The sequence below is a fragment of the Pseudarthrobacter sp. alpha12b genome, from assembly GCF_054130495.1.
In genome coordinates, this window is the sequence record NZ_CP196746.1 from 3,637,623 (window position 1) to 3,650,611 (window position 12,989).

Here is a 12,989-nt window from a genome sequence, read left to right on the forward strand (position 1 = left end):
GCCCGGTGCGGCGATGTGGCTGCCGCATCAAGGGCCCTTGGGGAAACTTCTCCACAGTGTGGATAACCTTCCCAACAGCTGGGGATAGCGGCTGGCCGCCGCCCGCCTAACCGGGCCAGATGCCGGACGATCCGCGGCGGTGGCTGTTCACGAAGTGGGTGTCAATTATCCCCACCGCCTCCATCAGGGCGAACATGGTGGTGGGTCCCACAAAGGAGAAACCGCGCTTCCGAAGTGCCTTTGACAGGGCCACCGACTCCGCCGACTGGGTGGGGATGTCCGCGGCCACCCGGGGCTGCGGGGTGCTGGCCGGGCGGAAGCCCCAAACAAAGTCCACCAGTCCGCCGTCGTTACGAAGCTCCAGGGTGGCCCGGGCATTTTTGACGGCGGCAACGATCTTCAGCCGGTTCCTGATGATCCCCGGGTCCTGCATCAGCCGCTCCACGTCCGCATCGCTGAACATTGCCACCTGCTCCGGATCAAAAGCGGCAAAGGCGGCACGGAAGGCGGGGCGCTTGCGCAGGATGGTGGCCCAGGAAAGACCGGCCTGGAAACCCTCCAGGCAGATGCGCTCGTACAGGCCCTGCTCATCCGTGACGGGCAGGCCCCATTCCTGGTCGTAATAGTTCCGCATGAGCGGATCCGTGGCAGCCCAGGCGGGCCGGGCCAAGCCATCCTCGCCAACGATCACTGCGGCGGAATCGGGAGCCAGTGGGGTCCTCCTTGGAGCAGTCCTGCGGCGAACGCTAGGAACGCCAGCGAGTGGTCATCAGGAACCCCACAATGGCAATGCCGAAGCCCGCCACGATGTTCCAGGACTGCCAGGCCTGGACCGGGAAGCGTCCCTCGCTGATGTAGAAGGTGATGATCCAGAAGAGGCCAATAATCATGAGGCCGAACATGACCGGCTTGAACCACACGGGATTGGGCTTGTAGGCCTGGGGGGCTGCCGGCTGGGCGGTGCTGGCGGTCTTCCTGCGAGGCTTTGACTCGGGCACTGGCTCTCCTTGGCGGGCTGGGCAAGCTCGGCGGCCCGGGCTTGGTATCCTGCAAGAAGGAAATTGCCAGCGGTCTGCGCGATCTTGGTCAAATCTGGATTCTTACTAGCAGCCAATTCTAGCCGCAGTTGATGGGCAGCCGGTGCCCAGGGTAAACGCCCGGAGGAGAACGCGTGGTATTGCAGGAGAAGGCGGGGCCCGCCACTGCGCCCGCGCCCCGCCGTGCCCTGCTGCGCGGCACCATCCAGGTGCTGGGAGAGCTGCTGATTACTGCCGGTGTCATCCTTCTCCTCTTTGTGGCGTGGCAGTTGTGGTGGACCAACGTCGAGTCAGATGCCAAACAGAGCCAGGTCATCAAGGAATTCGCCCAGGACCTGGGCAGCGCCGCCCCGGCCCCCGCAGCATCAGCCCCGGCGGCGCAACCTGCCGCGGGCGAGGATTTTGGAAAACCCGTGGTGGGAACGGCTCCCGGCCACGCCGGCACCATCGGCATCATGTACATCCCCCGGTTCGGCCCCACGTACACCCGCCCCATTGTCCAGGGGACCAGCCAGGACGTCCTGGACACGCTGGGTCTTGGGCACTACAGCAACACCGCCATGCCAGGAGCCGTGGGCAACTTCGCCGTGGCAGGCCACCGCCAGACACACGGCGCCGTGCTGGACAACATCCACACGCTGGTGCCCGGTGACAAGATCTACGTCCAGACCAAGGACGGCTATTACGTCTACGTGTTCCGTAACAACCAGATTGTGATGCCCTCCCGCACCGATGTCCTGGAACCGGTTCCAACCCAGCCGGGCGTCGCGCCCACCGAAAGCTACCTCACCATGACCAGCTGCAACCCCCGCTTCGGTGCGGAAGAACGCATTATCGCCTACGCCCTACTGGACAGCTGGCGGCCGGCAGCGGCCGGGCCACCGGCCGAAATTGCGGCGCAGGTTGCAGCAGCCACCGGAAGGAGCTGACCGTGTACGCGTGGATCTTCCGCAACCTCCCGGGGCCTCTTTGGCTCAGGATCGTCATCTCATTGGTCCTGGTCTTCATTGCCCTGGTATTGATGGTCCAGTTCCTTTTCCCCTGGATGTCCCATTTCACCCAATTCACCGACTCGACGATTGGTTCCACAGACCAGCCATGACCACAACCAAGATCCTCGTAGTGGATAACTACGACAGCTTCGTCTACACCCTGGTGGGCTACCTCCAGGAACTCGGCGCCGAGACCACAGTGGTCCGCAACGACGACGTCACCCTGGCAGAGGCGATCGAACTTGCCAGCACCCGGGACGGCGTCCTCATTTCACCCGGTCCCGGAAACCCTGCTGAGGCGGGGGTCTGCATTGAGCTGATCAAGTGGTGCGGTGAGAACAGTGTCCCCATGTTCGGTGTATGCCTGGGCCACCAGGCGCTGGCTGAGGCCTTCGGCGGCAAGGTGACACATGCTCCCGAGCTCATGCACGGCAAGACCTCCCAGGTTGAGCACATCGGCACCAGCGTGTTCGCAGGGCTCCCCTCCCCCGTCACGGCCACCCGCTACCACTCGCTGGCGGCGGTGCGCGAATCCATCCCCGACGTCCTGGAAGTCACGGCACAAACCGCCTCGGGCGTGGTCATGGGGCTGCAGCACCGGACGGCGCCACTGTGCGGGGTGCAGTTCCATCCCGAATCGGTACTCACCGAGGGCGGGTACCAGATGCTCGGAAACTGGCTGGAATCGCTGGGCATGAAAGGCGCAGCGGCGCGGGCGGCGAAACTGAGCCCCCTCATCCAGCACTAGCCATCGGTAAAGCTGGCGGGAGGCGCCCCGGCATACCAGGGTGACGTCAGCCCTTCTTGGTGGGCGTCGGCGTCGGCTTCGGTGTGGCCGTGGGAGTCGGGGTTTCCGTGGGAGTCGGCGGTGGCGGTGGCGGTGCCGGAGCCTTCGCCACCACGACTGTGATGGTCTTCCCCTGGTCAACGGCGGCGTTGGCAGGATCGCTCTGATCCGTTACCTTTCCCGGCTCCACCTGCGAGTTTTCCACCTCGATGACGGAGGGAACCAGGCCACGCTCCTTCAGCGCGGCCTCGGCTTCTTCGCGGCCCAGGCCGCGCAGTTCCGGGACAACCACCTTGCCGGTGGAAACGATGAGCTCTACGCTGCTGCCGACGCCCACGCTTTGCCCCGGAGCCGGGTTGGAGGTGATGACAATTCCGGCTGGGACCGTAGCGCTGTTGGCGGTGGTGGTTGACGGAGCACCGACAAGCCCCACCTGGCGGAGGATGTCCCGTGCGGCTGCCTCAGTCTTGCCGGGCAGGGCGTCGGGGATCTTCACCGAACTGGGGCCGTCGGAGACATTGAGGATCACCTCGGCCCCCGGGTCCAGCGATCCGCCGGCCGCGGGATCAGTCCCCACCGCGGTCCCCTTGGGCACCGTATCGTTTGCCGCCCGCACGATCCTGGGGCGAAGGCCTGCGTTGTACAGTTCCTGTAGTGCAGCTGTTTCCGTCATGGACGCCACCGACGGGATTGGCACCTTGGGCGGAGCGGGAGCGGGACGGTTGACCGTCTGGTACAGCCAGAGGCCGCCGCCCGCGAGGATCAGCAGGGTGAAGATCACCAGGGTGGCGATCCACGCACGACGGCGGGACTTCTGCCGCGTGGTCCGCTCACGTTCCGGAGCGAGGCCCAGCGGAAGCGGGCCGTCTCCGTACGCATCTGCGCCATGTTCAACCGCACCATGCTCATCCGCCAGCTCCAGCGGAACTGCCGGTCCGCCGTCGTCATGGAAGAGATTAGGGGCGGCCAACCGCCCGGTGGGTGCATCATCGAGGAAACTTGCCCCCGTTGCAGCGAATGCCTCGGTGGGTGGTGCCGCCTGGGGAACGTGGTCATTGGGGTCGGTAGGTGCCTCGGACGCCGGCACGGCCGGGACAGACACTCCCGCCTTGGCAGCGCGCAGGGCACGCCGGAAGGCTGCGGCATCCTGGAACCTGTCCGCCCGGTTCTTCTGCAGGGCCTTGGCGAGGACAGTGTCCAGCGCCGGCGACACTTCCGGATTGAGGCTGCTGGCCGGCTCCGGAATTTCGCGGACGTGCTGGTAAGCCACGGACACCGGGCTGTCCCCGACGAACGGCGGCCGCGAGGTCAGCATTTCGTAGAGCAGGCACGCGGCGGAATAGAGGTCGCTGCGGGCATCCACGGTCTCTCCGCGGGCCTGTTCCGGCGAGAGGTATTGGGCCGTTCCCACTACGGCCTGGGTCTGGGTCATGGTGGCGGAGGAATCGGCGATGGCGCGGGCAATGCCGAAGTCCATGACCTTCACCGAGTTGGGGCCCGGGCAATACATCACATTGGCGGGTTTGATGTCCCGGTGCACAATGCCGGCCTTGTGGCTGTATTCGAGGGCTCCCAGGACGCCCAGGCAGTAGTCGATGGCCTGGCCGATGGTGACATCATTGGCACGGATCAGGTCGCGGAGGGTCTTGCCCTCGACGTATTCCATCACGATGTACGGTACCCGCACGTCCTCGGCGGGGCCGTCGTGGACCACGTGTTCGCCGGTATCGAAGATGGCCACGATGGAGGGGTGGTTCAGGGCGGCGACGGCCTGCGCTTCACGTTTGAACCGTGCCTGGAACTGCGGGTCCCGTGCCATGTCGGGCCGGAGCAGCTTGATGGCAACGGTCCTGCCGAGGCGCGTATCGGTGCCCTTGTAGACGTCCGCCATGCCGCCGCGGCCAATGAGGTTACCCAGCTCGTAGCGCCCGCTCAGGACACGCCGGTTATCCACCGGCAGGCTGTCCTCCCGGTGCAACGGTGTGCGTGGTGACTCATTCACTCGTGGTCCAGACGTCTACGGTGCGCAGGTTGGGGGCATTCCGGGCGTTTGGCCGGCCGCGCAGGTTGCCAGGGGCGAGATGGGCGTGGGTCCCGCCACCGGTGACGAGGAGGTGGGTGCAGGGGTCGGCTTGGGCGCCGCGGTTGTGGGCGCCGGGGATGGAGCCGTTGCGTAGATAACAGTGATCAGCGAACCCTTGGGAACCGTCCCGGTGGGGTTGAGCTCCAGCACCGTTCCAGGGGCAGCCGTCGTGCTCTCCTGCGGCAAAACAGTGACTTGGAGTCCCAGTTGCTCAAGTTGCGTCCGTACTTGCCGGTAGTCCTTGCCGAGATAACCAGCCGCCACCACGTTGACCGTGTCCTGGGTTGGCGTTGGCGTGGGGGTAGGTGTGGGCGTCGGGGTGCTGCGCGTCTGCGTAGGCGTGGCCGACTGGGTGGTGCGGGTGGGCGTCGCCGAGGACGGGGGCGCGCTGCTTGTGGTGGTATCGGACGAGGGGTTGCCGGACGGCGAGAAGAGCCCCACCTGGTTCAGGAGGAAACCCACCAGGGCGAAGAGGAGCAACAGGATCAGGGCCACCAGAGGCCATGTCCAGGGGCTGCGTCCCTTGCGCCGGGGCTCATCGGAGGGCCCGTCGTCGTACGTTTCCTCCTCCTGGTCCCAGTTCCGCTCGGCGGCCAGGGCGTTGGCGCGGGCCAGCGGACCCTCCGGTGCATCCCGTTCGGCGGCGGAGGCACCCGCGGCGCCCGCAGCCATCCCGGCGGCCGCGCCTGCCGCGCCCGCGCCCACCACCGGCAGGGCCGACGTGGCGGTGGGGGTGGAGTCCCGCTGCGTCCCAATGACGCCGGTGGGGGCGGTGGCGGTGTCAACGGGGGCGGTGATGGGGCCGGTATCGGCGTCGAAAAGAAGCATGCCGGGTACGGCAGCGCGTGCTGCGCTTACATCCCCATTGCGGATGGCTTCCGCTGCCTCAGCCAGCTTGATGGCATTGGCCGGCCGGTCCTTGGGGTCCTTGGCCAGCATGGACATCAGAAGCGCGCGCACGGGCGTGGGCAGGGTCTCCGAAAGGGGCGGCGGAGCGTCGTTCACCTGGGCCAGTGCGATGGCAATCTGGGATTCGCCGGTGAAGGGACGGTGGCCGCTGAGGCACTCATACCCGATGACGCCCAGGGAATAGATGTCGGAGGAGCCGGTGGCGGTCTGGCCGGTGGCCTGCTCCGGTGCCAGGTATTGCGCCGTTCCCATGACCTGCCCGGTCTGGGTGAGCGGCACCTGGTCGGCCAGGCGGGCGATGCCGAAGTCGGTGACCTTGACCCGTCCGTCAGGGGTGATCAGGAGGTTGCCGGGCTTGACGTCCCGGTGGACCAGGCCCTGGGCGTGCGCAACGGCCAACGCGCGGGCGGTCTGCGCGATGATCGAGAGCGTACGGTCCGGCGACAGCACCTGTTCGTGTTCAATGATGCTGCTCAGCGGCTGGCCCGGGACCAGTTCCATGACCAGGTAGGCTGAGCCCTCTTCTTCGCCGTAGTCGAAGACGTTGGCGATCCCCACGTGGTTCAGGAGGGCAGTGTGGCGGGCCTCGGCACGGAAGCGCTGGAGGAATCCCGGATCACCGGTGTACTCCTCCTTCAGCACCTTGATGGCGACGATGCGGCCCAGGACGAGGTCTTTGGCCTTCCAGACTTCCCCCATGCCGCCGATCGCAATCCGCGTGGTCAGCTGGAATCTGCCGCCGAGGGTGATTCCTGTTGTAGGCCTCACTTATTCAACACCGCCTCAAAAATCTTCTTCGCGTTAGGACTGGTCAGCTTTGCTCCCGCGTAGATGTCTACGCCTTCCATGACGATCGTGACGCTGACCTTCGGGTTGTCAGCGGGGGCGAACCCGGTGAACCACGAGTTGTTGGTTCCATTTCCGAGTTCGGCGGTGCCGGTCTTGCCCGCGACCTGTACGCCGGGGACGGCGGCACCCTTGGCAATACCGTCAGTCACCACGCTGGTCATCCAGTCGGTGATTTGTTTGGAGATCTCCGGGGTGGTGGATGTCCTGAGCTGAGCCGGCTGGGGCTCATCAATGACGCGCAGGTCCGGGGACCGCAAAGTCTTGACGAGGCTGGGCGCCATCTGGACGCCACCGTTCGCGATGGCGTTTGTCATCATGTTGACCTGCAGCGGCGTGACCCGGACATCTTTCTGGCCGATGGCGGACTGGGCCAGTCCGGGGGCGTCCAGTTTGTCGGGGAACCCGTTTCCCGTTGCGTGGCCCAGCTTCAGCTGGCCTCCTACGTCCTCACCGAACCCGAACTTTTTGGCCTGTGCGGCGATGGCGTCGCGGCCAAGGTCCAAGGCGATGCTGGCGAACGGCGTGTTGCAGGACTGCTGCAGTGCGAAGGCGAAGCTGGCGGTGTCCCTGGTGTAGCAGTTGCCGCCGGCGTAGTTGGGCAGTTTGTACTGGATGCCGTCGAAAGGCATCTCCGCGGGGTTGGGCAGGACGCTGTCCTTGTTGTACTTCCCTGACGCCAGGGCGGCCGCCGTATCCACGAGCTTGAAGACCGACCCCGGGGCGAGGAGTTCGCCGGTGGGGCCGCTGACGTTCTGGTTCAGGTTGATGCCGGGAACCTTCACCAGCTCGTTCATGGTGGCGCTTTCCGCGGCGGCGTCCTGCGTGGCCGCCAGGTTCGGGTTGTAGGACGGCTTGGAAACCATGGCCAGGATGGCGCCGGTCTTGGGATTGGTGACCACGATCGAACCGCGCTGGCCGTCCGGGATCAGGCTGTAGGCAAGCTGCTGGATCTGCGGATCGATAGTGAGTTCCACCGACGCGCCCTTGGGCTGGTTGCCCAGGAAGAGCTGGCCCACCCGGTCCAGGAAGAGCTGGTCGGAGTTGCCTGCCAGCTCGGCGCCCATAGCCTGCTCGAGGCCCGTGGCTCCATAGTTTTTCGAGAAGTAGCCGGTGAGCCCGGCATACAGCTCCGGCTGCGGGTAGGTGCGCTGGAACTTGCACGTCTCCGAACCGGTCTCCACCGACTCGGCCACGGGAGTGCCGCCAACGATGATGGCGCCGCGGTCATTGCAGTAGTTCTGGAGAATGGCGCGCTGGTTCAGCGGATTGGTTTTGAGATCGTCGGCGCCCACCACCTGCACAAAGCTGATGGCACCGAAAATCAACGCAAACATGGCCACCGCGGCTACCCATGAGTGTCGGATTGCCTGGTTCATGCTTGCTTCACCGCCTCGGTTGGAGTGTCAATGCCAGTTGCCGCCGCCGTTCCGGTGGGCGGGAGGGGAGTGGTGTCCACCGGCCCGCGTGCAGCGTGCGAAATCAGCAGGAGCAATCCCACGATGATCCAGTTGGCCAGGAGGGATGATCCGCCGGCCGCGAGGAAGGGCGTGGTGAGCCCGGTCAACGGAATGAGCCGCGTGACGCCGCCAATGACCACAAAGCACTGAAGGGCGACCGCGAAGGACAGGCCGCAGGCCAGCAGTTTGCCGAAAGCGTCGCGGGTGCCCAGGGCGGCGCGGAAACCTCGTGTAATCAACAGCAGGTACAGCAGGACGACGGCGAACAGGCCGATCAGTCCCAGCTCCTCGCCCAGCGAGGCGATGATCATGTCGCTGTTGGCGAAAGGAACAAGGTCCGGACGACCCTGGCCAAGGCCGGTGCCCACCAGGCCACCGTTCGCCATGCCAAACAGGCCTTCGATGACCTGCCTGCTGCCGTTCTCGTAGACATCCGGGGAGAAGGCATTGAGCCAGCCATAGACACGCTGCTGGACATGGGAGAACACCTGGGCCGCCACGAAGCCGCCCCCAACGATCAGGGCCAGCCCGATCACCACCCAGCTGATCCGGCTGGTAGCCACATAGATCATGACGATGAACAGGCCGAAGAACAGCAGGGAGGAACCCAGGTCGCGCTGGAAGACGAGCACGCCAATGCTGACCAGCCAGGCAGTGATCATGGGGCCCATGTCCTTGAACCGCGGGAACTGCATGGGGCCGATCTTGCGGCCGGCGAGCAGGATGAGGTCGCGGTTGGAGGAAAGATACCCGGCAAAGAAGATAGCCAGCGTAATCTTGGCTACTTCGCCCGGCTGGAACGTCATGGGACCGACCCTGATCCACACCCGTGCGCCCAGGATTTCTCCGGCGCTGATGCCCGGGACAAGCGGCAGGATCAGCAGCAGGGCCGACGCCGCCAGCGATATGAAGGTGAATCGGCGCAGGATGCGGTGGTCCTTGAGGAAGAACACCACCGCGATAGCCACCGCCATGGCGATGAGGGTCCACCGGAGCTGGTTGTTGCCCGTGTCCTCGCCGGGAGCGTCCAGCCGGTGGATCATGGCAAGGCCTAAGCCGTTCAGGGCAACAACAATTGGAAGTATTACTGGATCGGCATATTTGGCCCGAAACCGCAGCATTCCGTGGAACACCAGGGCTGCCACGGCCAGCAGGCTGGACTGGAACCAGAAATCGGAGTCGAAGGCCTTTTCCTGGTCCACGCCCACCATCATGTTGGCGCCGATGCCGACGGCGAGGGCCAGCAGCAGCAACGCGAGTTCGACGTTGCGGCGAGGCTTGGGCATGGTGCTTACCTGGCTCATTTGGCCGCCTCGCAGGTGATGGTGGGTCTGGGTGAAGGGGACGGCGCCGACGGCGTGGGGGCGGGAGCGGAGGCATCCGCCGCGGGCGGCGGGGCTGCCGCGCTGGCGGGGGGCGCGGTGTTCGACGGTGCGGGAGAAGTGGCGGACACGGAAGGCTTGGGGCACTCCTCCTCGGGGGAGGTGGTCCCTGTGAGCTCCAGGTTCTTGACAATCCGCTGGGCGTCGTAGAGGTCATTGGCAGGAACCGTCTGGCGGACCCGCTGCTGCGAGAACGGCGGGAGCGAGTCCATCCGGATATCCGTCACTGCTTCAAGGGAGGACAGCTGGATGGGACCAAGCCTCTGGGACACCCCGTTGTAGATGGCCACGCGGGAATCGAACTCGCCCACGTAGTACCGGGTCTGCGTCCAGGCGTACCCAAGCCACAGGCCAACTGCCACCACAACCAGCACGGCGGCCGCGATGGACCACGTCAACCAGCGGCGTGGGCGCAGTGCCGGCAGGGTGTCTTCCCCGTCGGCCGGTTCTGCCTTGTGGGTGAGGAGCGTTGCTGCGCGCCGGGCCACGGTACGGCCCGCGACGGTGGGGATGGAACCGGACTCTGCGGCAGCAGCAGCGGCACCCACCAGCTCGTGCGGCCGGGAGGCGAGTTCTTCCCGCAGGACCTCAGCGGAGAGATGCTCGCCCAGGTGGGGGTCGGTGCTGCCGGACTCGGCGGAGGCGGCGTCGCCGTCCTTGGAATCGCCACCAGCGGCTTCCTTCGCAGGTCCGGAGACCTGCTTGGCACCGTCGGGTTCCGAACCTGCCGTCACGGCCGGTTCCTTGCGGGCGTCCGGAACGGCTGAAGTGCCGGCGGGGGCAGTATCTGCCGCGGCAGCGGGCTTACTGCCCAGCACCGGCGGGACGATGTCGACGGCGGCCGTGCTGACGTCGTCGGGCGTTTCCTCGACGATGTCCACCATGACCACGGTGACGTTGTCCGGGGAGCCGGCCTCAAGGGTCAGTTCAACCAGGGTTTCGGCGCATTCATGCAGGTTGTGGGTTTCCCGGACCGTCCGCTCCACGGCATGGCCGGCAACGTAGTTCAGTCCGTCCGAGCACAGCAGCCAGCGGTCCCCGGGCCGGGCGTCAAGGGTGTCCAGGTCAAGCTCAGGGCTGGCATCGACATCGCCCAGGACGCGCATGAGGACGTTCTTGTGGGGGTGCGTTTCCGCTTCCTCCGGCCGCAGCCGGCCTTCGTCGATGAGCCGCTGGACAAACGTGTGGTCCACGCTGATCTGCTTGAATTCGCCGTCGCGGAGCCGGTAGGCGCGGGAATCGCCAATGTGCGCGAAATGCAGTTTGCCCTCGGCCAGCAGGAGCGCGGTGACGGTGGTGCCCATGCCCGCCAGCTTGGGGTTGATGTGCACCAGTTCGGAGAGCAGGGAGTTGGCGGTCTGGATTTCGTCGGCCAGCACGGTCCCGGCGTCTTCGCCGTGGTCCGGGCTGTCCAGGTGGATCATGTCCAGAACGGTTGCGGCCGAGGCAACGTCACCGCCCGCGTGCCCGCCCATGCCGTCGGCGACGACGGCAAGGTGGCGGCCTGCGTAGGCGGAGTCGTCATTCTTTGACCGGATCCGGCCGACGTCGGACCGCGCCGCGAAGCGCATGATGAGGGGCCGCTGCGCCGGACTGGATCCGGTTGCGGGGTTTTCAGCCACGGCCACGGTTACGGCCTCAATTCAATGACCGTCTTGCCGATTCTCACGGGTACCCCTGGCTCAACAGGCAGGGCACGGGTAAGTTGCTGGTCTCCCAAGTAGGTTCCGTTGGTGGAGCCAAGGTCTTCGATGAACCAGCGGCTGCCCTGCGGGAAGAGCCTGGCGTGGCGGCCGGAGGCGTAGTCGTCCTCAAGAACCAGCGTGGCTTCCTGAGCACGCCCCAGCAGGATAGGGCTCGCTGCCAGCGGCAGGGTCCGGCCCTTGAGGGGGCCCTCAAGCACCACCAGCTGCCGGGCCTGCTGCTTCACGGGCTGCTGCGGCGCTTCGGCGAGCTCAGGATTGCGCCGGACCTGCCGGGCCGTCGGTGCACCGGCGGCGGCCTTGCGGCCCAGCATGAGGTCCCGGCGCATGGCGGAGACGATGCTGAAGATGAGTACCCACAGGAGCAGCAGGAAGCCGAACCGCAGCGCGGTGATGGTGAGGTCGCTCATGCGTGGCCACCCTGGTTGGCAGGAAGCAGGCGGAAGATGATCTTTGTCCGTCCCATCGTGATGGTGGAGCCGTCTGTAAGTTCGGTGCTTCCGGAAACCTTCTGGCCGTTGACATAGCTGCCGTTGGTGGATCCCAGGTCCACGGCGCTGGTAACACCGCTGGCCGTTCGAATCTCCAGGTGGCGCCGCGACACGCCTGTATCTTCGATGAGGATGTCAGCCTCGGATGACCGGCCGAGAACGATGGACGGGGCGTTCAACGAATAGCGTTGGCCGTCAATGTCCAGCACCGGCTGGAGCCTGACAGGCTGCCGGCTCGGGGCCGCGGGAACGTTGGGCTGGGGCTTCGGCTGGGCGGCGCCGGATCCCTGGGACTTTTCGGTGGAGGAAGCTATTTCGAAATCGCCTGCGCGAAGCCCGGAATCGCGCCGGAAGGAAATACGGACCGGGCCCTGGAGGGTGTAGCCCTGGCTGCGGACGTGGTTGATCACCACATCGCACAATTCCTCGGCCAGCGGGGTGCCCCACTCCTGTGCGCGGCCGAAGTCGTCGTCACTGAGCTGGACGTCGAAAACGTTGGGCACCAGGGTGCGTCCGGCCGCCACGGTGAGGGCTTTGTGGTCTACCTCGCGGCGAAGCCGGCTGGCGATCTCCACTGGTTCAACCTGGGCTTTGGAACCGGTGGAGAAGACACCGCGGACGGCCTTTTCAATGCCACGTTCAACCTTGTCCAGCAGACCCATGGTTCCTCTCCTTTCCCCCCGGCTCCGGGGCAGTAGTTGTTGCTGGCCAGCACCTGCAGGGCGGCCCACCGCTGCTCGGTGATGCCCGACGGCAGCGGCCACTCCTACATCCGATACTACTGTCCACCCCTGCGAATGACCTTAATCCACAACGGCCGGGCGCCGGCAAAAGTTCAGATGCGTGACTGTCCCGCCCAGCCCAGGCGCCGGCTTTCGGGCGTGGTTACCGCAGGCACGATGCCTGCTTTTGCGCGGTTTTTCGCCTGTTTCGAAGGGGCGCGGGAGGGATGGCGGGGGCCAATTGGTAATTTGCGGCATCTGTCCGTTATGCTTGATCTCGCTGCTTTTACGAGGGACGGAAACGGGAAACCGGTCCGGCCCAGTGAAAGAAGTTGCGCGCGAGTGGCGGAACGGCAGACGCGCTGGCTTCAGGTGCCAGTGTCCGAAAGGGCGTGGGGGTTCAAATCCCCCCTCGCGCACGCAAATGGAAGAGCCCCGGTCTTGGACCGGGGCTCTTTTGCGTTTCCAACATAGATCAGCGGTTCTGAAGGATTCCACCTGCCCACGGACTTTGCACCCGCGCGTTCCCGGGTGGTTCGTCCGGTGGCGGGTGCGTTGAGCCCCCGGCCGGCACCGC

Annotated in this window: 12 protein-coding genes and 1 tRNA gene; 4 read left to right on the top strand and 9 right to left on the bottom strand. The window is 65.7% G+C overall.

What is annotated here, in order from left to right:
- Positions 1-106 precede the first annotated feature (106 nt).
- Positions 107-712, bottom strand: coding sequence for a DNA-3-methyladenine glycosylase I (locus ACTAQI_RS16755; RefSeq protein WP_457951089.1), 606 nt, complete (start codon positions 710-712; stop codon positions 107-109).
- Positions 713-746: 34 nt separating this feature from the next.
- Positions 747-998: a cell division protein CrgA gene (locus ACTAQI_RS16760; protein WP_457947354.1), complete on the bottom strand. Its 252-nt coding sequence runs from the start codon at positions 996-998 to the stop codon at positions 747-749.
- A gap of 173 nt (positions 999-1,171) precedes the next feature.
- On the opposite strand from ACTAQI_RS16760, the gene ACTAQI_RS16765 reads away from it, so the two are divergent.
- From ACTAQI_RS16765 to ACTAQI_RS16775, 3 genes are read left to right on the top strand one after another with little or no spacing between them, the layout of a single operon-like run.
- Positions 1,172-1,966, top strand: a complete 795-nt coding sequence (locus ACTAQI_RS16765; protein WP_457947356.1) for a class E sortase — start codon at positions 1,172-1,174, stop codon at positions 1,964-1,966.
- A gap of 2 nt (positions 1,967-1,968) precedes the next feature.
- Entirely contained in the window at positions 1,969-2,139 is a 171-nt protein-coding gene (locus ACTAQI_RS16770) for a hypothetical protein (protein WP_457947358.1), read from the top strand.
- The gene (locus tag ACTAQI_RS16775; RefSeq protein ID WP_255173846.1) at positions 2,136-2,777 is read left to right on the top strand and encodes an aminodeoxychorismate/anthranilate synthase component II; all 642 of its coding nucleotides are present in this window, start codon (positions 2,136-2,138) and stop codon (positions 2,775-2,777) included. The genes ACTAQI_RS16770 and ACTAQI_RS16775 overlap by 4 nt, the downstream gene beginning before the upstream one ends.
- Before the next feature lie 46 nt (positions 2,778-2,823).
- Here ACTAQI_RS16775 and pknB read toward each other — a convergent pair whose 3' ends face one another.
- Genes pknB through ACTAQI_RS16810 form a run of 7 tightly spaced genes read right to left on the bottom strand, consistent with a single transcriptional unit; the run spans position 2,824 to position 12,352 of the window.
- On the bottom strand, positions 2,824-4,818 hold the full coding sequence (gene pknB, locus ACTAQI_RS16780; protein ID WP_457947360.1) for a Stk1 family PASTA domain-containing Ser/Thr kinase: 1,995 nt from the start codon (positions 4,816-4,818) through the stop codon (positions 2,824-2,826).
- 15 nt (positions 4,819-4,833) lie between these two features.
- Entirely contained in the window at positions 4,834-6,576 is a 1,743-nt protein-coding gene (locus ACTAQI_RS16785; protein ID WP_457947362.1) for a protein kinase domain-containing protein, read from the bottom strand.
- Positions 6,573-8,033 (bottom strand): peptidoglycan D,D-transpeptidase FtsI family protein, encoded by a 1,461-nt coding sequence (locus tag ACTAQI_RS16790; RefSeq protein WP_457947364.1) that lies wholly within the window; start codon positions 8,031-8,033, stop codon positions 6,573-6,575. The genes ACTAQI_RS16785 and ACTAQI_RS16790 overlap by 4 nt, the downstream gene beginning before the upstream one ends.
- Positions 8,030-9,418, bottom strand: a complete 1,389-nt coding sequence (locus ACTAQI_RS16795; protein WP_457947366.1) for an FtsW/RodA/SpoVE family cell cycle protein — start codon at positions 9,416-9,418, stop codon at positions 8,030-8,032. Before ACTAQI_RS16795 ends, ACTAQI_RS16790 begins: the two co-directional genes overlap by 4 nt.
- Positions 9,415-11,124 carry a PP2C family protein-serine/threonine phosphatase gene (locus tag ACTAQI_RS16800; RefSeq protein ID WP_457947368.1) on the bottom strand — a complete coding sequence of 570 codons (1,710 nt, stop codon included), beginning with the start codon at positions 11,122-11,124 and terminating at the stop codon, positions 9,415-9,417. The genes ACTAQI_RS16795 and ACTAQI_RS16800 overlap by 4 nt, the downstream gene beginning before the upstream one ends.
- Positions 11,125-11,126: 2 nt before the next feature.
- Positions 11,127-11,609 (bottom strand): FHA domain-containing protein FhaB/FipA, encoded by a 483-nt coding sequence (locus ACTAQI_RS16805; protein WP_457947369.1) that lies wholly within the window; start codon positions 11,607-11,609, stop codon positions 11,127-11,129.
- Complete coding sequence (locus tag ACTAQI_RS16810) at positions 11,606-12,352, bottom strand: FhaA domain-containing protein (RefSeq protein ID WP_457947371.1); 747 nt, start codon at positions 12,350-12,352, stop codon at positions 11,606-11,608. The genes ACTAQI_RS16805 and ACTAQI_RS16810 overlap by 4 nt, the downstream gene beginning before the upstream one ends.
- A gap of 396 nt (positions 12,353-12,748) precedes the next feature.
- On the opposite strand from ACTAQI_RS16810, the gene ACTAQI_RS16815 reads away from it, so the two are divergent.
- Positions 12,749-12,831: transfer RNA gene (locus ACTAQI_RS16815), tRNA-Leu, on the top strand.
- Positions 12,832-12,989 lie beyond the last annotated feature (158 nt).

Coding starts and splice junctions, on each gene's coding strand:
- ACTAQI_RS16795 (WP_457947366.1), bottom strand. CDS start 9,418: ATGAGCCAGGTAAGCACCATGCCCAAGCCTCGCCGCAACGTCGAACTC.
- ACTAQI_RS16810 (WP_457947371.1), bottom strand. CDS start 12,352: ATGGGTCTGCTGGACAAGGTTGAACGTGGCATTGAAAAGGCCGTCCGC.
- ACTAQI_RS16805 (WP_457947369.1), bottom strand. CDS start 11,609: ATGAGCGACCTCACCATCACCGCGCTGCGGTTCGGCTTCCTGCTGCTC.
- ACTAQI_RS16775 (WP_255173846.1), top strand. CDS start 2,136: ATGACCACAACCAAGATCCTCGTAGTGGATAACTACGACAGCTTCGTC.
- ACTAQI_RS16790 (WP_457947364.1), bottom strand. CDS start 8,033: ATGAACCAGGCAATCCGACACTCATGGGTAGCCGCGGTGGCCATGTTT.